This is a genomic window from Streptomyces physcomitrii (genome assembly GCF_012273655.1).
In the GTDB taxonomy this organism is placed as follows: Bacteria; Actinomycetota; Actinomycetes; order Streptomycetales; family Streptomycetaceae; genus Streptomyces; species Streptomyces physcomitrii.
Genome location: NZ_JAAWWP010000013.1, coordinates 130693 through 149804, shown reverse-complemented (window position 1 = coordinate 149804; position 19112 = coordinate 130693). Strand labels below are relative to the sequence as shown.

14 protein-coding genes are annotated in these 19112 nt (G+C 72.9%); 9 read left to right on the top strand and 5 right to left on the bottom strand.

Features of this window, described 5'->3' with window-relative positions:
• Positions 1 to 34: 34 nt before the first annotated feature.
• Positions 35 to 1795 (top strand): BCCT family transporter, encoded by a 1761-nt coding sequence (locus HFV08_RS21245; protein WP_168541398.1) that lies wholly within the window; start codon positions 35 to 37, stop codon positions 1793 to 1795.
• 236 nt (positions 1796 to 2031) lie between these two features.
• Here HFV08_RS21245 and HFV08_RS21240 read toward each other — a convergent pair whose 3' ends face one another.
• Complete coding sequence (locus HFV08_RS21240) at positions 2032 to 2982, bottom strand: FAD-dependent oxidoreductase (protein WP_168541396.1); 951 nt, start codon at positions 2980 to 2982, stop codon at positions 2032 to 2034.
• A gap of 235 nt (positions 2983 to 3217) precedes the next feature.
• Between HFV08_RS21240 and HFV08_RS21235 the strand changes: the two genes are divergently transcribed.
• From HFV08_RS21235 to HFV08_RS21225, 3 genes are all read left to right on the top strand, one after another.
• Positions 3218 to 4855 carry an ABC-F family ATP-binding cassette domain-containing protein gene (locus HFV08_RS21235; protein WP_168541394.1) on the top strand — a complete coding sequence of 546 codons (1638 nt, stop codon included), beginning with the start codon at positions 3218 to 3220 and terminating at the stop codon, positions 4853 to 4855.
• A 124-nt stretch (positions 4856 to 4979) separates the two neighbouring features.
• Entirely contained in the window at positions 4980 to 7019 is a 2040-nt protein-coding gene (locus HFV08_RS21230; RefSeq protein WP_168541392.1) for a hypothetical protein, read from the top strand.
• Positions 7020 to 7268: 249 nt separating this feature from the next.
• Positions 7269 to 8102, top strand: coding sequence for a PIG-L family deacetylase (locus HFV08_RS21225; RefSeq protein ID WP_168541390.1), 834 nt, complete (start codon positions 7269 to 7271; stop codon positions 8100 to 8102).
• A 170-nt stretch (positions 8103 to 8272) separates the two neighbouring features.
• Here the strand turns inward: HFV08_RS21225 and HFV08_RS21220 are convergent, their stop codons facing one another.
• The 3 genes from HFV08_RS21220 to HFV08_RS21210 form a co-directional block, all read right to left on the bottom strand.
• Positions 8273 to 10702 carry a Tex family protein gene (locus HFV08_RS21220; RefSeq protein ID WP_168541388.1) on the bottom strand — a complete coding sequence of 810 codons (2430 nt, stop codon included), beginning with the start codon at positions 10700 to 10702 and terminating at the stop codon, positions 8273 to 8275.
• Between the two features lie 281 nt (positions 10703 to 10983).
• Positions 10984 to 11850 carry an SCO6745 family protein gene (locus tag HFV08_RS21215; RefSeq protein ID WP_168541386.1) on the bottom strand — a complete coding sequence of 289 codons (867 nt, stop codon included), beginning with the start codon at positions 11848 to 11850 and terminating at the stop codon, positions 10984 to 10986.
• Between the two features lie 349 nt (positions 11851 to 12199).
• Positions 12200 to 12592: a VOC family protein gene (locus HFV08_RS21210; protein ID WP_040255986.1), complete on the bottom strand. Its 393-nt coding sequence runs from the start codon at positions 12590 to 12592 to the stop codon at positions 12200 to 12202.
• A 79-nt stretch (positions 12593 to 12671) separates the two neighbouring features.
• Here HFV08_RS21210 and HFV08_RS21205 point away from each other — a divergent pair, with 79 nt between their 5' ends.
• Positions 12672 to 13226: a GNAT family N-acetyltransferase gene (locus HFV08_RS21205; protein WP_168541384.1), complete on the top strand. Its 555-nt coding sequence runs from the start codon at positions 12672 to 12674 to the stop codon at positions 13224 to 13226.
• Between the two features lie 71 nt (positions 13227 to 13297).
• Here the strand turns inward: HFV08_RS21205 and HFV08_RS21200 are convergent, their stop codons facing one another.
• A complete protein-coding gene (locus HFV08_RS21200; protein ID WP_168541518.1) occupies positions 13298 to 13981 on the bottom strand; it encodes a glycerophosphodiester phosphodiesterase in 684 nt (227 codons plus the stop codon).
• Positions 13982 to 14257: 276 nt separating this feature from the next.
• On the opposite strand from HFV08_RS21200, the gene HFV08_RS21195 reads away from it, so the two are divergent.
• The 4 genes from HFV08_RS21195 (at position 14258) to HFV08_RS21180 (ending at position 18705) form a co-directional block, all read left to right on the top strand.
• Positions 14258 to 15685, top strand: a complete 1428-nt coding sequence (locus HFV08_RS21195; RefSeq protein WP_168541382.1) for a DUF6421 family protein — start codon at positions 14258 to 14260, stop codon at positions 15683 to 15685.
• Between the two features lie 26 nt (positions 15686 to 15711).
• Positions 15712 to 16476, top strand: a complete 765-nt coding sequence (locus HFV08_RS21190) for an SDR family NAD(P)-dependent oxidoreductase (RefSeq protein ID WP_168541516.1) — start codon at positions 15712 to 15714, stop codon at positions 16474 to 16476.
• Positions 16477 to 16481: 5 nt separating this feature from the next.
• Complete coding sequence (locus HFV08_RS21185; protein WP_168541380.1) at positions 16482 to 17555, top strand: threonine aldolase family protein; 1074 nt, start codon at positions 16482 to 16484, stop codon at positions 17553 to 17555.
• A gap of 454 nt (positions 17556 to 18009) precedes the next feature.
• Entirely contained in the window at positions 18010 to 18705 is a 696-nt protein-coding gene (locus HFV08_RS21180; RefSeq protein ID WP_168541378.1) for a B3/B4 domain-containing protein, read from the top strand.
• Positions 18706 to 19112 lie beyond the last annotated feature (407 nt).

Below are 19112 nucleotides of genomic sequence, written 5' to 3'. Positions count from 1 at the left end.
AACAATCGACCATTTCCGTGAAAGGTGCCGCCAAGTGACACAAGAAGAAAAGGGCTCGGGCACACAGGGGCCCGGCGCCACCGCGGATCTCACGGGCGGAAGGGGCGACCCCCTCGCCGGCGATCACCAGCGGCCCGTCACGGACAAGATCGTTTTCGGTGTCACCGCCGCGCTCACCCTCGCCTTCGTGCTGTGGGGCTGGCTCGCGACCGACAACCTCGAAGACGTCTCCGGGCGTGCCCTCAAGAGCCTGGTGCACAACGGCGGCTGGGCCTTCATGCTGGTCGCCTCCGCCTTCGTCGTCTTCGCGCTGTGGCTGGCCGCCAGCCGCTACGGCCGGATCACACTCGGCACCGAGGGCGAGGAGCCCGAGTTCCGTACGGTGTCCTGGATCGCGATGATGTTCAGCGCCGGTATGGGCATCGGCCTGATGTTCTGGGGCGTCAGCGAGCCCCTCGCGCACTTCAAGACACCGCCGCCCGGCACCGACCCCGCCAGCTCCGCGGACAAGATGCAGACCGCGATGGCGACCACGCTCTTCCACTGGACGCTGCACCCGTGGGCCATCTACGCGGTGGCCGGACTCGCGATCGCGTACAGCACCTTCCGCCGCCGCAGGCGCCAGACCATCGGCGCGGTGTTCGCCCCGCTGATCGGCGAGCGCCACGCGAACGGCGGTGTCGGCCGGGTCATCGACATCCTGGCCATCTTCGCCACCCTCTTCGGCTCCGCCGCCTCGCTGGGCCTCGGCGCCCTGCAGATCGGCTCCGGCTTCGAGGTCCTCGACTGGATGGACGACGTCAGCACCGGACTGCTCGTGCTGATCATCACCGTGCTCACGGCCGCCTTCGTGCTCTCGGCGATCTCCGGCGTCGAGAAGGGCGTGCAGTGGCTGTCGAACATCAACATGGTGCTCGCGCTCGTCCTCGCGGTCTTCGTCTTCATCGCGGGGCCGACCATCATCGCCCTCGACATGGTGCCGTCCTCGCTCTTCTCCTACCTCGGTGACCTCCCCGAGCTCGCCGGGCGCACCGAGGCCACCGGCGGCGAGGGCATCCGCGAGTGGCTGGGCAGCTGGACGGTCTTCTACTGGGCCTGGTGGATCTCCTGGACGCCCTTCGTCGGCATGTTCATCGCGCGCATCAGCCGCGGCCGGACCATCCGCCAGTTCGTCGGCGGCGTCATCCTGGTCCCCAGCACGGTCAGCCTGATCTGGTTCGCCATCTTCGGCACCTCCGCGATGAAGCTCCAGGAGCAGGGCAAGCTGGCCGGCGAGTCCACTCCCGAGGGCCAGCTCTTCGGCGTCCTCGCCGAGTACCCGCTCGCCACCGCCATGAGCATCCTGGTGATGGTCCTGGTCGGCATCTTCTTCGTCTCCGGCGCGGACGCCGCTTCCATCGTCATGGGCACCCTCTCGCAGAAGGGCGCGCTCGAACCCGGCCGCCTGGTGGTCGTGTTCTGGGGTGTGGTGACCGGCGCGGTCGCCGCGATCATGCTGCTGATCGGCAACGGCGAGGGCGACGCGCTCACCGGACTGCAGAACCTCACGATCCTCGCGGCCGCGCCCTTCGTCCTGGTGATGATCGGGATGTGCTTCGCGCTCATGCGCGACCTGCGGCGCGACCCGCTCATCGTGCGCGGCCGGATGGGCTCGGAGGCGGTCGGCGCCGCCGTCGTGGCCGGACACGAGAAGTACGACGGGGAGTTCGCGATCCAGGTCGGCCCGGGCGCGGGCACCCAGGTCGAGGGCGACCCCATCGGCGCAGTGGAGCCGGAGACGGTCAGCAAGACCTGACCGCCCGGGGCCGCCTCGGCCCCTCGGCCCAGAAGGTGCCCGTCACGCCGCGCGCGTGACGGGCACCTTCGCGTCTCCCGCCCCCGCCCCCGGCCTCGGCGCCGGTCCCGCCGGGTCCGGCACCTCGCACCTGGCCTCGGCTGCCGGCCCGCCGGGTCCGGCGGGAGCGCGCCCGGTCTCCTCGGCCCCTGGCCTTCTCGGCCCCCGGACCTCGGCGCCTGTCACCCCGCGGCGGCTCAGCCCACGCCGGACACCAGCTGAGCCGCCGCCCGCGCCGCGCCCCAGGCCACCGTCACCCCAGCGCCGCCGTGACCGTAGTGGTGCACCAGGAGCCCGCCGTCCGCGCGCCGGACCGCCTCCAGGCGCACCGAACGCCGCGCGGGCCGCAGCCCGACCAGGTGGCCGAGGACCCGCGCCTCGGCGATCTCCGGCCGGACGGCCGCACAGCGCCGGACGATCTCCGCGGCGGTGCCCGGATCCGGCCGCGTCGAGAAGGAGTCCTCCTCGGCCGTGCCGCCGAGCACCAGTCTGCCGGGCTGCGGGAAGAAGTACGTGGTCGTCCGCGCCCCCGGCGCCGCCTCGACGTACCAGCTCTCGACGCCCGGGTTCTCCACCAGCACCAACTGCCCCCGCACCGGCCGCACTCCGGGGTCCGGAACCAGCTCGCGCGCGCCGAGCCCGGAGCAGTTGACCACCACTGGGGCCTCGTCGAAAGCCTCGTCCAGGGCGTGGACCTCCCGGAGTTCGACGCCGCCCCCGGCCGCCGCCAGGCGTTCGGCCAGCCACCGCAGATGCACCGGCATGTCCAGCAGCGGCAGCCGCGCCCACAGCCCGCCACCCGGGCACTCCCGCCCGGTGGCCTCCCGCAGCCCCGGCACCCGCGCCGCCCAGGAGCCCAGGGAGTCGCGTGAGAGCCCCCGGTGCACGCCCGGGACCGTGCGCACTCCGCTGCCGGGCGCGCTCTCCGCGAGCTGGAGGAAGGTGCTCAGGGACTCCAGCGCCCAGTCGGCGGCGAGCGCCACGGGCTCGATCCGGTACGGCCACCACAGTGCGCCCGCCACCGCCGAGGTGGTGGCCCCGGCCGGCTCCCGCGTCCAGACCCGCACCCGCCGGCCCTGCTCGGCGAGCGCGAGCGCGGTGGTGAGCCCGATGACTCCGCTGCCGATGACGATCGCCTCGCTCTTCACCCCCGGATCGTAGGCAGCCGGGGCACCGGGCGGGCAAGGGCTGCGGGAGGCGGAGGGTGGGCGGCACCCGGTCCCGTACGTGGACCGCTCGTGTGGGCGGCACCCGGTCCCGTACGTGGACCGCTCGTGTGGGCGGTACCCGCTCCCGTACGTGGACCGCTCGCGCGGGCGACCGGGGGCCGCCGGGCTCCCGTGAACCGACCGGGCCCGCCGCCTCGTTAGGATCAGCACCCTGATGACTGCCACTCTCGTCGCCAAGCAACTCGCCGCCGGACACGGCGACCGCTCGCTCTTCTCCGGGCTCGACCTGGTGGTCGCGCCCGGCGAGGTGATCGGACTCGTCGGTGCCAACGGCGCGGGAAAGTCCACCCTGCTCCGCCTCCTCGCCGGGCTGGACACCCCGGAGGAGGGCGAGTTGAGCCTCTCCCCGCCCACCGCGACCGTGGGGCACCTGCCGCAGGAGCCGGAACGCCGCCCGGGGGAGAGCGTGGCGGACTTCCTCGCCCGCCGCACCGGGGTGGCCCGTGCGCAGCGGGAGATGGACGCCGCCGCCGAGGCGCTCGCCACCGGTGCGCCCGGGGCCGACGACGCCTATGCGCTCGGCCTGGAGCGCTGGCTCGCCCTCGGCGGCGCCGACCTGGAGGAGCGCTCCGGTGAGGTGGCCGCCTCGCTGGGCCTCGCGGTCAGCCTGGAGCAGCCGATGACCTCGCTCTCCGGCGGCCAGGCCGCCCGCGCCGGACTCGCCTCGCTGCTGCTCTCCCGCTACGACGTCTTCCTCCTCGACGAGCCCACCAACGACCTCGACCTGGACGGACTGGAACGCCTGGAGCGCTTCGTCGGCGGACTGCGCGCGGGCACCGTCCTGGTCAGCCACGACCGCGAGTTCCTCAACCGCACCGTCACCAAGGTCCTCGAACTCGACCTCGCCCAGCAGCGGATCGCGCTCTACGGCGGCGGTTACGGCGCCTATCTCGACGAGCGCGAGCGCGCCCGGCGCCACGCCCGCGAGGAGTTCGAGGAGTACGCGGACAAGCGGGCCTCGCTCCAGGAGCGCGCGCACACCCAGCGGTCCTGGATGGACAAGGGCGTCAAGAACGCGCGGCGCAAGTCCACCGACAACGACAAGATCGGCCGCAAGTTCCGTTCGGAGTCGAGCGAGAAGCAGGCCGCCAAGGCCCGCCAGACCCAGCGCATGATCGAGCGCCTCGACGTCGTCGAGGAGCCCCGCAAGGAGTGGGAGCTGCGGATGGAGATCGCCGCCGCGCCCCGCTCCGGCGCGGTGGTCGCCACCCTGCGCGAGGCCCGCCTGCGGCGCGGTGACTTCTCCTTCGGCCCCGCGACCCTCCAGATCGACTGGGCGGACCGGGTCGCGGTCACCGGACCCAACGGCGCGGGCAAGTCCACCCTGCTCGGCGCCCTCCTCGGGCGGGTCCCGCTGGACTCCGGGCACGCCGCGGTCGGCCCCGGCGTGGTGGTCGGCGAGGTGGACCAGGCCCGTGCGCTCTTCCACGGCGAGGCCCCGCTCACCGAGGCCTTCCGCGCCGCCGCCCCCGCCCTCGACCCGGCCGAAGTACGCACCCTGCTCGCCAAGTTCGGCCTCGGCGCCGAGCACGTACTGCGCCCGGCCTCCTCGCTGTCACCCGGCGAACGCACCCGGGCCGCGCTCGCGCTGCTCCAGGGCCGCGGCGTCAACCTGCTGGTCCTCGACGAGCCGACCAACCACCTCGACCTGCCCGCCATCGAGCAGCTGGAGTCCGCCCTCGACTCCTACCAGGGCACCCTGCTCCTCGTCACCCACGACCGCCGGATGCTGGACGCCGTCCGTACCACCCGGCGTATCGAGGTGGCCGGAGGCCGGGTCAGCGAGATCTGAGAAATCCGAACGGCAGAAGCGGCGGGGCCTCGCGGGAGAGCGGGGCGCCGCCGAGGCGGCTCCGGGGGAGCGCCGCATCCGGCGGGGGCATGCGCCCGGCCGGCAGGACTGAGGGAGCCCGTACATGAACCGAGCCGACACCGCCGAGCAGGGTCACCTGGAGCGACCGTCGGACCTCGTCACGATCACCGCGTGGTGGCGGCGCCTGGGCGCCGACGGATTCCTGGTGCTGCCCCCGCCGCACCGCTCCCGCTACACCCAGAGCGACGGCCACGCGGACGCCGCCGAACTGGGTACGGGCCGGACTGCGCCCTTCTCCTTCGCGTACTGGCACTGGCAGTCCCACCAGCGGGCCTTCGACCGCGCGGGCGCCCTGACCGGCGAGCTGCTGCTGCACTGGGGCGGCGACCACGCCGTCGTCGCGGCCGGGCTCGGCGCGGGCCCGGCCGGTTTCCGGATCGAGAACGGTGGTCCGGAGGGCGCCTTCCGCCTCGACCACGTCACCCACCGGGACGCCGCGGGCCTGCCGGATCCCGGGGACCCGCACGGCGTACGCCAGTTCCTGGACGAGCTGGACGAACCGGTGGACCGCCGCCGACTCCCCTTCCGCTACCGGCCGTTGAGCCGCGTCCAGGCCGACTGGCTGCATGACCGGCTGCGCGAGGAGGCGGAGGCCCCGGCCCCGTTCGTGCGCGCGCTGGAGCGGCGCGAGGCGCTGACTCCCGCCGAGGCGGAACGCCTGCTGGGGGCCTGGCGGACCGGCCACCGGGGGAATCCGGCGGACTGGGAGGCCTGGCCGGAGCTGCTGCACGCCCTGCTCCGGCAGGAGCACCACGCCGCCTGGGAGAGGTGCGACGCACTGGGCTCCGCCGCGGCCGGTGTCCTGGCCGAGGTCCCGTCCGAGCGGGGACTGGCCCGGGTACGGGAATGGGTGCTCGCCGGTGAACCCGAGACGGTCACCGAGTGGCTGGCGCTGCACCAGGCGCTCCGGGAGCCGGACCCGGTACGGGCCGCCGCCGGCCTCGCGGCGGAACTGGCCGCGCGCGGCGCCCCGGCGGCGGCGACCCGGGAGCTGGCCGGTGCCCTGGTCAACAGCGTCACGGCGGCCTGGGGCCGGGAGACCGACGCGCACCACGAGACGGAACTCCTCTTCCACACCCTGACCGCGGCCCGCTGCGCCACCGACACCCGGCTGCCCCGCGAACTGCGCGTCCGCACTGCGGAGTTGGCGCGCGACCGGGTCGAGCTGCTCCGGGAGGCGGTACTGAAGCCCGGGGGAGCGGTGTTCGCCGGGGTGGAGACCGCGGAGGTGCTGGCCGTCGTGGAGCGCTTCGACGAGGGCGCGCCCGCCTCCGGACCCGATCTCACCGCCTACGAGGGCGCCTTGGGCGATGTCTGGCACCGGTACCGGGCGCTCACCGACGCCGACACGCGCTGGCTGCACGAGCAGGTGGCCGCCCCCGGCACCGCTCTGCAGGGGCTCGGCTTCTGCCTCGAACTGCTCCTCGCCCACGGGCAGGGCACCGCGGCGGATGTCGACGCCCTGCTGCCGAGGCTCGGCGACCTCACCAAGAAGTACAAGACGACCTACACCGAGTGGCGCCACCCGCTCGTCACCCTGACCTGCCTCGCCCTCGACCTGGGACACCCGGCCGCCGCCCGGCTGCTCGCCTGGTGGAACCGCGCCCGACCGGTCTGGAAGAACGACCTGCGCCCGCTCACCCGTCTCGGCGCCCCGGACGAGGCCGGAGCGGCGGAGCTGTGGGAGTTCGTCGCCTCGGACGCCCATGACGAGGGCCAGTTGATGACCTGGGTGCTGGTCCGGGCCCGCCTCGACGGCGAGCACCCGCTGCGCGTGGCCGACCGGCTGCTCGGCACACCCGGCCTGCGCGACTATGTACTGCACCGGGTACTCCTCGGAGTCGCCGACCCCGCACAGCCGCTGTGGCACTATTCCGTCGACTCGCGCAGCCGGAGCTGGTGGCAGCGTGCCGTGGAGGTCGCCGAACACCCGGACCTCTCGCCCGCGGCGCGCGCGATCGGCCTGGAGACCGCCCGGCGCCACTGCCTGATCCGGTACCCGGACCAGCTGCGCCCGCCACCCACCGAGGCCGAACAGGCGGCCGCGCGGGCCTGGCTCGACCAGCACGCGGCGGAGGTCTGAGCGTGTGCGGGGCCGGTCCCGCACCGCGGGTGGAGCGCATCCGGACCCGGAGCGCGTCCCCGGCGGTCGCCGAGCTGCTCAGGTCGGGAACAGCAGGTCCGGGGCGCATGGTTGTCCCTCCCGGGAACCGGCCGTCGACGGGGGAGAGCGCACGCTCGTGCGCCCCCACCGGGATCCGGCTTCCCCACCCGCGGCACCTGAGCCGCCCACATGTGCAGGACACAGCGAGAGAAAATGCGAGGACTTCCGATGTCTGATCGACCCTTGGTGCTCATGGCGGTACACGCCCACCCCGACGACGAGGCCACCTCGACCGGCGGCGTCCTCGCGCGCTATGCGGCGGAAGGCATCCGTACGGTGCTGGTGACCTGTACCGACGGCGGTTGCGGCGACGGGCCGGGAGGTGTCAAACCGGGCGATCCCGGTCATGACCCGGCGGCCGTCGCCGAGATGCGCCGGGCGGAGCTGGCGGCGAGCTGCGAGGTCCTGAAGATCAGCGACCTGGAGACCCTGGACTACGCCGACTCCGGAATGGTGGGCTGGCCGAGCAACGACGCCCCCGGCTCCTTCTGGCAGACCCCGGTGGCGGACGGCGCCGCCCGGCTCGCGGAGCTGATGCGGCACTACCGGCCGGATGTGGTCGTCACCTACGACGAGAACGGCTTCTACGGCCACCCCGACCACATCCAGGCCCACCGCATCACCATGGCGGCGCTGGAGACGATCGAGCTGACCCCGAAGGTGTACTGGACGACGGCGCCCCGCTCGATGATGCAGCGGTTCGGGGAGACCCTGCGTGAGCTGGGCGAGGACATGCCGGAGCCGGACCCCGAGGAGGCCGCCGCGCTGGCCGAGATCGGCCTCCCCGACGAGGAGATCACCACCTGGGTGGACACCGTCGCCTTCAGCGGCCAGAAGTTCGACGCCCTGGCCGCGCACGCCAGTCAGGGCGAGAACATCTTCTTCCTCAAGATGGGCAAGGAGAAGTTCGCCGAGCTGATGGGCATGGAGACCTTCGTACGCGTCAAGGACACCACCGGCGCGCCCGTGCCCGAGAACGATCTCTTCGCCGGACTGCGCTGACCCCCGGGCCGGGCCGGGCCGCACCGTGCCGTGCCGTTCCGTACCGCACGGCTCGGGGGGGCTCCGGCCTGTTCCGCCCCGCGCCAGGGGGGTGCTGCCCCGAGCGGCGCGGGAGGCGGGCCGCCGTCACCGGCACCCGCCTCCCGCGCCGGGCTCTCGGCCCGCCCGGCTCAGCGCTTCTTCTTCGGGTCCACCAGGCCCGCGCGTCGCAGGGCGTCCGCCATCGCGCTGTTTGCCGGTGCGGCCTGCGGACGGCCGCCGCCCGCGCTGCCGCCCGTACCGCCGCCGCCCGAACTACCGCCGTTCCCGCGGCCGGTGCGCTCCCGGCGCTGCTGCGGGGGGCGGCCGCCGCCGCGCCGGCCGCCGCGCTCCGCACGGGGGCCGGGTCCTTCGCTGCCGGGTGCGGCCTCGTCGTCCAGGCGCAGGGTCAGCGAGATCCGCTTGCGCGGGATGTCGACGTCGAGGACCTTCACCTTCACGATGTCGCCCGGCTTGACCACCTCGCGCGGGTCCTTGACGAAGGTCCGCGACATCGCCGAGACATGCACCAGACCGTCCTGGTGCACACCGATGTCCACGAAGGCGCCGAAGGCCGCCACATTGGTGACCACGCCCTCCAGCACCATCCCCGAGGCCAGGTCCGCGATCTTCTCGACGCCCTCCTTGAAGGTGGCGGTCTTGAAGGCGGGCCGAGGGTCGCGCCCGGGCTTCTCCAGCTCCTTGAGGATGTCGGTGACGGTCGGCAGCCCGAAGCTGTCGTCCACGAAGGACTCCGGCCGCAGCCCGCGCAGCACCGCGGTGTTGCCGATCAGCGCCGCCACCTCGCTGCCGGAGCTCTCGCCCATCCTGCGCACCACCGGATAGGCCTCCGGGTGCACGCTGGAGGCGTCGAGCGGGTCCTCGCCGCCGCGGATCCGCAGGAAGCCCGCGCACTGCTCGTACGCCTTCGGGCCCAGCCGGGGCACCGACTTGAGGGCCTTGCGCGAGGGGAAGGGGCCGTTCGCGTCGCGGTGCGCCACGATGTTCTCGGCGAGACCGGAGCCGATCCCGGAGACCCGGGCGAGCAGCGGCGCCGAGGCGGTGTTCACATCGACGCCCACGCCGTTCACACAGTCCTCGACCACGGTGTCGAGGGAGCGGGAGAGCTTCACCTCGGACAGGTCGTGCTGGTACTGGCCGACACCGATCGACTTCGGGTCGATCTTCACCAGCTCGGCCAGCGGGTCCTGAAGCCGGCGGGCGATGGACACCGCCCCGCGCAGCGAGACGTCCATGCCGGGCAGCTCCTGCGAGGCGAAGGCCGAGGCGGAGTACACCGAGGCGCCCGCCTCCGAGACCATCACCTTGGTCAGCTTCAACTCCGAGTGCCCCGCGATGAGTTCACCGGCGAGCTTGTCGGTCTCGCGGGAGGCCGTGCCGTTGCCGATGGCGATCAGCTCGACCGCGTGCTCCTTCGCGAGCCGCGCCAGCTTGCCGAGCGACTCCTCCCAGCGGTTCTGCGGCACATGCGGGTGGATCACGTCGGTGGCCACCACCTTGCCGGTCGCGTCCACCACGGCCACCTTCACGCCCGTACGGAAGCCGGGGTCCAGGCCGAGCGTGGCGCGCGTACCCGCGGGGGCCGCGAGCAGCAGATCGCGCAGGTTCGCCGCGAAGACCTGGACCGCCTCGTCCTCGGCGGCGGTACGCAGCCGCAGCCGCAGATCGATGCCGAGATGCACCAGGATGCGGGTGCGCCAGGCCCAACGGACCGTGTCCTTCAGCCACTTGTCGCCCGGCCTGCCGCGCTCGGCCACCCCGAAGCGGTCGGCCACGATCGCCTCGTACGAGGAAGGGGTCCCGGCGGCCGGTTCCTCGCCCGCGGGCTCCGGTTCGAGGACCAGGTCGAGGACCTCCTCCTTCTCGCCGCGGAGCATGGCGAGCACGCGGTGCGAGGGCAGCCGGGTGAACTCCTCGGCGAAGTCGAAGTAGTCGGCGAACTTGGCGCCCGCCTCCTCCTTGCCCTCCCGGACCCTGGCCGCCAGCCGGCCGCGCCCCCACATCCGCTCGCGCAGCTCCCCGATCAGGTCGGCGTCCTCCGAGAACCGCTCGGTGAGGATGGCCCGCGCCCCGTCCAGGGCGGCCTGCGCGTCGGCGACGCCCTTCTCCGGGTCCACGAACGCCGCGGCCGCGGCGGCCGGTTCGACCGAGGGATCGCCGAGCAGGCCCTCCGCGAGGGGCTCCAGACCGGCCTCGCGGGCGATCTGCGCCTTGGTGCGCCGCTTCGGCTTGAAGGGCAGATAGATGTCCTCCAGGCGCGCCTTGGTCGCCGCCGAACGGATCTGCTCCTCCAACTCGGCGGTCAGCTTGCCCTGTTCGCGCACCGAGTCGAGGACGGCACCGCGCCGCTCCTCCAGCTCCCGCAGGTATCTGAGCCGCTCTTCGAGGGTGCGCAGCTGCGCATCGTCGAGCATCTCGGTGGCTTCCTTGCGGTAGCGGGCGATGAACGGCACGGTCGAGCCGCCGTCGAGCAGCTCCACCGCCGCCTTCACCTGGCGCTCGCGTACGCCGAGTTCCTCGGCGATCCTGCCTTCGATGGACCCTGTGAGGGCTGTGGTCACGATCCCGTACCGCCTTCTCCGCTTCAGCTTTGCGCGGCAATTGTGGCAGGCGCCACCGACAATCGGGGGAGGGGGCGGCAGTGGCGAGTTCGCCACCTCGCCGCTCGGCCGCGTGGTGGCTTTCCGCCACGCCCCGTCTCCCGGCTGCGCCCCGTCTCTCGGCTGGGCCCGGTCTTCTCGGCTGCGCCTGGCCTGTCGGCTGCGCGCGCTGTCTCTTGGCTGTGCCCTGTCCTACGACCGCGTCCTGTCCCTGGGGCCGCGCTGTGCCGGGCCTGCCGGGCTCAGTCCTTGCCGATCATGTCCGCGGGAAAGGCCCCGTTGGTGAAGGCCGTGGTCACCAAGCCGGTGGCCAGCTCGGTCAGCCGGGCCACGCCCTCCGCGCCGAGGTGCGTGTACGGTGCCGCGTCCAGCCGGTCGGTGGCCAGTTCGAGTTCCCTGCGCATCGTCAGGCCCGCCTCGCTCAACTCCCCGCCGGCGTCGAGGATCCCGCGCTCCTGGAGGCGCCCCACCGCCGCGTCCCAGTCCTCCTGCGACCAGCCGCGGGTCCCGAGCACCCACTTCGGTGACATCCCCTTGCCGGTGGCGGTGTGGCTCACCAGCGCCTCCACCGGGTCGAGCCCGGCGGTGAGCAGCAGCGCGAGATGGGCGTCCCCGCGGTACTCGCGCAGCAGCGTCGCCGCGTGCCACAGCGCGAGGTGCGGCTCCTCGGGCACCGGCAGCCGCGCGTGCGCCGCGTACAGCGGCCGGGCATGCGGGGCGCAGGCCTCGGTGGCACGCTGCGCGAGTCCGGCGGCCTCGACCAACTCGGCGGAATCCAGGGCCTCTTGGCCGAGCAGCCGCCGGAGCGTGGCATCGACGGCCCGCAGCCGGGCGCCGAGCACCTGCTCCGGGCTCGCCTGCTCCCAGACCGCGGGCAGATGGGCGGCGACGAGCTCGGGCCGGAAGTTGTAGAAGGTCGCGGTGACCGTAGCCGCCTCGACCCGCCCCATGGCGGCGGCCCGCACCGCGAAGTACCCGGCCCGGCGGTCCGTGACCCCCACCTCGGCGAGCGCGGGCGCGAGATCGGGCGAGAAGTAGTGCGTGGAGTGCAGCGGGTTCAGGACGTTGTGGCATCGGCGGGCGGCGCGGTCGGGTGGTGAGGTGGTCATGGGGGTATGTTACCGACCGGTTGGTACGGGGCGCCTCAGCCTGCGCCCAGCGCTTTCCGTGCGGCGGCCATCACGGTCTGCGCTGCCGCCCCGTAGACCGCGCTCGCCTGGAGCATCTCCCACACGCGTTCCTATGTCGCGATACCCGCGGTGTCGTCGAGCCACAGCTCCGAGTGCCAGATCTCGTGACCACCTGGCGCTGGTCGTAGAGCCAGAAGCCGGGGCCCGGCGGCAGTCCCAGCGGCGCGGAGAAGGGCACGATGCCCAGTTCCACGGTGTCCGGTCCGACCGTGCCCGAAAGGCGGTCGAGGGAGGACTCCCCCGCCCGCGCGCCCCCGTACCCCCGCCCTCACATCCCCGGCCGGTAGCGGATCGGGTGGTCCGGCGGGACCTCGACGATCGCGATCCTGACCCCGTCCGGGTCCGCGGCCCACATCTCGATCAGGCCCCAGGGCTCCTTCTTGGGCTCCCGGAGGATCTCGGCGCCGCGTGCGGTGATCTCCTTGTGGGCGGCGGCGACGTCGGGGACCTGGATCCACAGCTGGAGGCCGGGGGCGGGTGGGGAGTCGGCGCTGCCCGAGACCTCCAGGTAGCCGCCGCCGAGGAAGTAGACCGTGCCCCGCTGCGGGCCGGTGCCGAATTCGCGGTAGATCTCCAGACCGAGGACCTCGCCGTAGAAGTGGCGGCTGCGCTCGGGGTCGGTGGGGTGGAGGAGGGTCCGGCTGCTCAGTACATGCACCATGTCCACCGACGCTACCGGCAGGGTTAGGCTCGCGGGGTCCGCGCCGTGGGAGCGCTTCGTCAGCAGGAGGATTCAGGCCATGGAGACCACGCCCCGTCCGGTGACCGGCACGCTCGTCTTCCGGGACGCCACCGAGGGCGATGTGCCGGCGCTCGTCGCCCTGATCGAGTCGGCCTACCGCGGCGACTCCAGCCGGACCGGCTGGACCACGGAGGCCGACATCCTCCAGGGGCAGCGCACCGACCCCGAGGGCGTCCGCGAGGTGATCGGGGCCCCGGGCAGCAGGCTCCTGGTGGTGGAGCGCGGCGGTGAGGCGGTCGCCTGCTGCCAGCTCGAACACCGCGGCCCCGCGGCCTACTTCGGGATGTTCGCGGTCCGGCCGGGGCTGCAGGGCGGCGGGCTCGGCAAGGCCGTGCTCGCCGAGGCCGAGCGGACGGCCCGCGAGGCGTGGGCCGCCGAGGAGATGCACATGACGGTGATCTCCGTACGCGAGGACCTCATCGCCTGGTACGAGCGGCGCGGATACCGGCGTACCGGATCCATGACGCCCTTCCCCTACGGCGACGAGCGCTTCGGCATCCCGCAGCGCCCGGACCTGGAGTTCGAGCTGCTGGTCAAGCCGCTGGGAGGTTGATCGGCCGGAGGGTGAGGACCCCCCGGGCCCCGCGCGGTCCGCGGGCGGGGCCGCTCGCGCGCGCACGGGCCTCAGGCGGTGAAGCGTCCGGTGCGTTTGATGTCGGGGAAGTCGGTGGTCGCGCCGTCCAGTTCCAGGGCGCGGACCAGCCGCAGGTGCTCCTGGGTGTTGACCACCCAGCCGATGATCCGCAGCTCGGCCGCGCGGGCGCGCTCCACCGTCTCCAGGGTCAGGCGGCGGATGTTCAGCACGAGTGAGCCGGCGCCCACGGCGCGTGCGCGGTCGACCACGTCGGTGCCGTAGCGGCTGGCGACCAGGGCGGTCCGTACGCCCGGTACCAGTCGGGAGATCTCCGCCAGCGCCTCGTCGTGGAAGGAGAGCACCTCGACCCGGCCGCTGAGCTCGCGGCGGTGCATGACCTCGGCGAGGGCGCGGGCGGCGGCGACGTCCTTGATCTCGGCCTGCAGCGGAGCCGCCACCGCGTCCAGGACCTCCTCGAAGACCGGGATCCGCTCGCCCTTGCCCGCGTCCAGTCCGCGCAGCTCCGCCAGCGACTTCTCGGCGATCGGCCCCCGGCCGTCGGTGGTGCGGTCGACCTCGGTGTCGTGCATGACGACGAGGGCGCCGTCCTTGCTGAGGTGGAGATCGAGTTCGATGAGATCGAGTCCCGCCTGTTCGGCGGCGACGAACGAACGCAGGGTGTTCTCGGGCTCGACGCCCATGATTCCGCGGTGACCGATGGTGACGAAGTTCAAGGCAGGCTCGCTTTCGTCGACGGCAGCTGCGCTCCCGGCCCGTGCGTACGGCATTGGCGCAGCTTAACGGGACCCGCCGGGGATGTAACCGTATCGGCGGGGAGGAATCACGTTCGGTTGCGGTTCCGGCCCGTACCGCCGCTCGTGGGCGGCTGACGGGAAAAAGAGCGGTGAATCGGCAAGGTCACGGGAAGATCTCCAGCAAGGTCCCCTTGTGGAGGCAATGGTGTGCGCTTACGGTGGGTGTACGCGAGGTTGTCCCGTGGAGGATGCGTCATGACGGAAATTTTTGTGCAGGCAGGTGTGGCAGGGGCGGTTTCTCCCGTAGTCACCGGGAGCAGAGTCGTCGAGCAGCCGGCCTGGCCGAGGCTCAAGGACGCCGTGGAGACCCTGCGGCCCTGGCAGTCGGCCGACGGCTCGATCGACCTCACCGCCGAGGGCGCCCCGGCCGCGCCGGAGGTCCACCGCGCCGTGGACGCGATCGTCGCCGCGGTCCGCGAGCTGGCCCCCCTGCTGCCGCATGACGCCGCCTACCTGGACGCGCTTGTCACCGATCTGCTCCGCTGGGCCGACGGGGGCTTCGAGGTCCCCGACTTCCTCGACTCGCTGCTCGCCTTCCAGCCCGCCGCGCACCGCGAGGACGGCCTCCAGCACCTCGTCGTCTTCCCGATGTACACCCAGAACGGCAACCCGGACCGCAACTTCGAGGCCGTGGTGCTGCGCATGGTCTGGCCCGACTGGCTCGCCGAACTGGAGCGCACCCGCTACGACAACCCGCTCTTCTGCGGCATCACCTTCGAGGACTTCACCGCCGGGTACGACACCAACTCCGCGGTGCTCTTCCCGGAGACCATCGCGGTGCGCCAGGCCCCGGAGCGCTTCAGCTGGGGCGGCATCTTCTGCGACCGCGAGGCGGCCCGCTTCCGCCGCGTCACCAAGGCCTCCGTGGACATCCTCGGCATCGAACTGCCCGCGGACATCGCCGAGATGATCGAAAACCAGGAGCGCTGCCAGCAGGCCTTCGTCCTCTGGGACATGGTGCACGACCGCACCCACAGCCACGGCGACCTGCCCTTCGACCCGTTCATGATCAAGCAGCGCCAGCCGTTCTGGATGTACGGCCTGGAGGAGCTGCGCTGCGACCTCACCGCCTTCAAGGAGGCCGTGAAGCTGGAGGCGGACGGCGTACCGCAGGGCCGGGACGTCCAGTACGCGGTCCTCTTCGACCGGATGTTCCGCTTCCCGGTCACCGGTGAGCGCGTCCGCAACTACGACGGTCTCGGCGGCCAGTTGCTCTTCGCCTACCTCCACAAGCACGACGTCGTCCGCTGGACCGACAACACCCTGCGCATCGACTGGGAGCGCGCCCCGCAGGTCACCAACCAGCTCTGCGGCGAGATCGAGCAGCTCTACCGCGACGGCATCGACCGCCCGAAGCTCGTCCACTGGTTCGCCGGGTACGAGCTGGTCTCCCGCTTCCTCTCCCCGCACCCCGGCTCGCGCTGGGCCAAGGGCCCCGACGCCCTGGACACCTCGCTGCCGCCGCGCAAGCTCGTCGACGAGGTGCTCGCGGACGAGTTTCCGCTCAGCATGTTCTACGAGGCCCTGAGGAAGAAGCTCAAGGACGTGATCGCCTCGACCAAGGGGATCACCGCGGCCGACGAGGACGGCGCACAGCCCCTTCTCGCGGCGGGAGCAGCGTGAGCAGCGAAGGCGTGGAGGTGGCGAGGATGAACGGTCAGGGTTCGCTCGGTCAGGGTCCGCTCGACGGCGCGGTCGTCGCCGTGGCGGGCGCCGCGGGCCCGGCGGGGCGCGCGGCCCTGCTGCGGCTCGCGGAGGCGGGCGCCACGGTCGCGGCGGCGGACGCCGACGCCGCCCGGCTCGCCGAGGCGGTGGACGCGGCCCGCTACGCGCACGGCGGCGCCACCGTCACCGGCGACACCGTGGACCTGCTCGACCTCGCCTCCACCAAGGAGTGGGTCGGCAGGATCGAGAAGGATTTCGGCCGGGTGGACGGGCTGGTGCACCTCGTCGGCGGCTGGCGCGGCAGCGCCAACTTCGCCGAGACCGACCTCGCCGACTGGGAAGTCCTCGAAGACCTCCTGATCCGTACGGTGCAGCACACCTCGCTCGCCTTCCAGGAGCCGCTCCAGCGCAGCGACCGGGGCCGCTTCCTGCTCATCAGCGCGGCCGGTGCCAGCAAGCCCACCGCGGGCAACGCGGCCTACTCCGCGGCCAAGGCGGCGGCCGAGGCCTGGACGCTCGCGCTCGGCGACGCCTTCCGCAAGGCGGGGGGCGAGGACGGCCCGCGCGCGGCGGCTGCCATCCTGGTGGTCAAGGCGCTGGTGCACGACGCGATGCGCGCGGAACGCCCCAACGCGAAGTTCGCGGGCTTCACCGACGTGACGGACCTGGCCGAGGCCATCGCCGGAGTCTGGGAGAAGCCCGCCCGGGAAGTGAACGGAAACCGTCTGTGGCTGACCGAGAAGCCGTGAACCCCGTGACGAGCTCCCGCACCGCGGCCCGCCGCCACCACGACCCCGAGGTCCGCGGCTTCGCCAGCGACAACTACGCGGGCGCGCACCCGGAGGTCCTCGCCGCACTCGCCGTGGCCAACGGCGGCCACCAGGTCGCCTACGGCGAGGACGACTACACGGACCACCTCCAGCAGGTGATCCGCGGGCACTTCGGGGCGAGCGCCGAGGCCTTCCCGGTGTTCAACGGCACCGGCGCCAACGTCGTCGCACTCCAGGCGCTCACCGACCGCTGGGGCGCGGTGGTCTGCGCCGAGAGCGCGCACATCAACGTGGACGAGGGCGGCGCCCCGGAACGCGTCGGCGGCATCAAGCTGCTGACCGTGCCCACCCCGGACGGCAAGCTCACCCCCGAGCTGATCGACCGGCAGGCCTGGGGCTGGGAGGACGAGCACCGGGCCATGCCGCAGGTCGTCTCCCTCGCGCAGAACACCGAACTCGGCACCGTCTACACGGTCGAGGAGATACGGGCCATCTGCGAGCACGCCCACCGCCACGGGATGAAGGTGCACCTGGACGGCGCCCGCATCGCCAACGCGGCCGCCTCGCTCGACGTACCGATGCGGACCTTCACCAACGCGGCGGGCGTCGACATCCTCTCCCTCGGCGGGACGAAGAACGGCGCGCTCTTCGGGGAGGCCGTCGTCGTCATCAACCCCGACGCGGTGCGGCAGATGAAGCATCTGCGCAAGCTCTCCATGCAGCTGGCCTCCAAGATGCGCTTCGTCTCGGTGCAGTTGGAGGCGCTGCTCGCCAAGGACCTGTGGCTGCGCAACGCCCGCCACGCCAACGAGATGGCCGCCCGCCTCGCCGAGGGCGTGCGCGGTGTCGGCGGGGTCGAGATCCTGCACGAGGTCCAGGCCAACGCGGTCTTCGCGCGCCTGCCGCAGGAGGTCAGCCGCCGGCTGCAGAAGCGCTACCGCTTCTACTTCTGGGACGAGAACGCCGGCGACGTCCGCTGGATGTGCTCCTTCGACACCACCCAGGACGACGTCGACGGCTTCGTCGCCGCCGTGAAGGAGGAGATGGCCGCCGCCTGAGCCATCCCGCCGGATCACGGTCCACCGGCCCTCGGCGGCCCGTGACCGTACCCTCGCGGACCAGGTCCCCTGCCACACGCGCCCACGGCGCGATGCGGCAGGGGACTTCGCTTTGTCCCCGTGCGCTTCCTGCTGTCCGCGTGCGCTGCCTGATCGTCCGTACGGGACCGATCGTCCGTACGGGACGCGATTGCGCGCGCTCCGGGCATCGGTGCGGGGCCTTGCTCGGTGAGGAGCGCCTAGCCTTCGCCTTGGACTCGGAGTCCAATGGGCTGGACTGTGGCGTACTGTATGCTGCACCGCATCCCCTGGTGCTCGACGCGCTCAGGGGCGCCGCCGACCGCGAGCGGCTCCGGGCCTGGCTCCCCGCCGCGCCGCAGGATCCGTACCGCTGCGGGACGCACCGCGCGCCGCTGTCCGGCGCACCGCCCGACCACCCGAGGACGAGAGCACGATGACCCTGGAACTGACCGTCTCCGACGAGGTACGCGCCCTCGCGCCCGGCTTCACCCATGTCGCCGTGGAGGCCACCGGACTGGTCAACGGGTCCAGCACCGAGGCGAGTTCGGCCCTGCTCGACGAGGCCGCCGGGCGGCTGGCCGACCGGCTCGGCGGTCGCGCCCCGCACGAGGACCCCCACCTCGCCGCCTGGCGCGCCGCGTACACCGCCTTCGGCGCCAAGCCCTCGCGGACCCGCAACTCCGCCGAGGCGCTCGCCAGGCGGGCCCTCGCGGAGGGCGGGCTGCCCCGGATCAACGCGCTCGTCGACCTCTACAACGCGATCAGCGTGGCCCACCTCATCCCGGTGGGCGGCGAGGACGCCGACCGGATCCAGGGCGGGATGCGGCTCGTACGGGCCACCGGCGAGGAGGAGTTCGCCACCGTGGCCGCGGGGGAGGCGGCGGTCGAGCACCCCGAACCCGGCGAGGTGGTCTGGCGGGACGGCGCCGGGGTGACCTGCCGCCGCTGGAACTGGCGGCAGGGGGTGCGCACCCGGCTCACCGAGGACTCCGTCTCGGCGCTCTTCCTCCTGGAGGCACTGCCGCCCTTCGAGCACTCCGCGCTGGAAGCCGCCGGGGACGAACTCGCCGAACTCCTGGCGAAGTTCAGCCCCGGTGCGCGGATCACGGTGCGTCCGGCAGTCTCGTAGCGGAGGGATCGGGGGGACAGGGGGCGGGCAGCCCGGCGATCGCGGGGCGGGTGGCCGCCGGTTGCGGGTGGTCCGCCGTGATCGCTCGCGTACGGCACTGAGTCCCCGGGTGCGGCTCCGAGTCGGTGAGGTCCGGGGGCGAGGTCCGCGCTTGAGCCGTTCGGGCCCTTTCCCGCGCTGAGTCCCACGGGTCCCGTGGCGGTCCTCCCGGGCGCTTCGGTGAGCGGATCGTCCCCGGGGAAGCCCCGGCCGCTCCCCGCGGAAGTCCCCGCCGTTCCCCTCGGATGTGCCCGGCGGCTTCCTTCGGAACGCGCAGGCGCAGGTCCCGTCCCGTGCCCCCTCCGCTCGCGCCCCGGACCGACCTCGCTTCTCCTGGGGAGACGGCAGGCGCTCCCTTCCGCGGGGCG

What these genes read in the sequence shown, in the direction of transcription:
- HFV08_RS21205 (WP_168541384.1), top strand. Translation starts at nt 12,672, where the DNA reads ATGGAGACCACGCCCCGTCCGGTGACCGGCACGCTCGTCTTCCGGGAC.
- HFV08_RS21210 (WP_040255986.1), bottom strand. Translation starts at nt 12,592, where the DNA reads ATGGTGCATGTACTGAGCAGCCGGACCCTCCTCCACCCCACCGACCCC.
- HFV08_RS21230 (WP_168541392.1), top strand. Translation starts at nt 4,980, where the DNA reads ATGAACCGAGCCGACACCGCCGAGCAGGGTCACCTGGAGCGACCGTCG.
- HFV08_RS21215 (WP_168541386.1), bottom strand. Translation starts at nt 11,850, where the DNA reads ATGACCACCTCACCACCCGACCGCGCCGCCCGCCGATGCCACAACGTC.
- HFV08_RS21190 (WP_168541516.1), top strand. Translation starts at nt 15,712, where the DNA reads ATGAACGGTCAGGGTTCGCTCGGTCAGGGTCCGCTCGACGGCGCGGTC.
- HFV08_RS21235 (WP_168541394.1), top strand. Translation starts at nt 3,218, where the DNA reads ATGACTGCCACTCTCGTCGCCAAGCAACTCGCCGCCGGACACGGCGAC.
- HFV08_RS21225 (WP_168541390.1), top strand. Translation starts at nt 7,269, where the DNA reads ATGTCTGATCGACCCTTGGTGCTCATGGCGGTACACGCCCACCCCGAC.
- HFV08_RS21195 (WP_168541382.1), top strand. Translation starts at nt 14,258, where the DNA reads ATGACGGAAATTTTTGTGCAGGCAGGTGTGGCAGGGGCGGTTTCTCCC.
- HFV08_RS21180 (WP_168541378.1), top strand. Translation starts at nt 18,010, where the DNA reads ATGACCCTGGAACTGACCGTCTCCGACGAGGTACGCGCCCTCGCGCCC.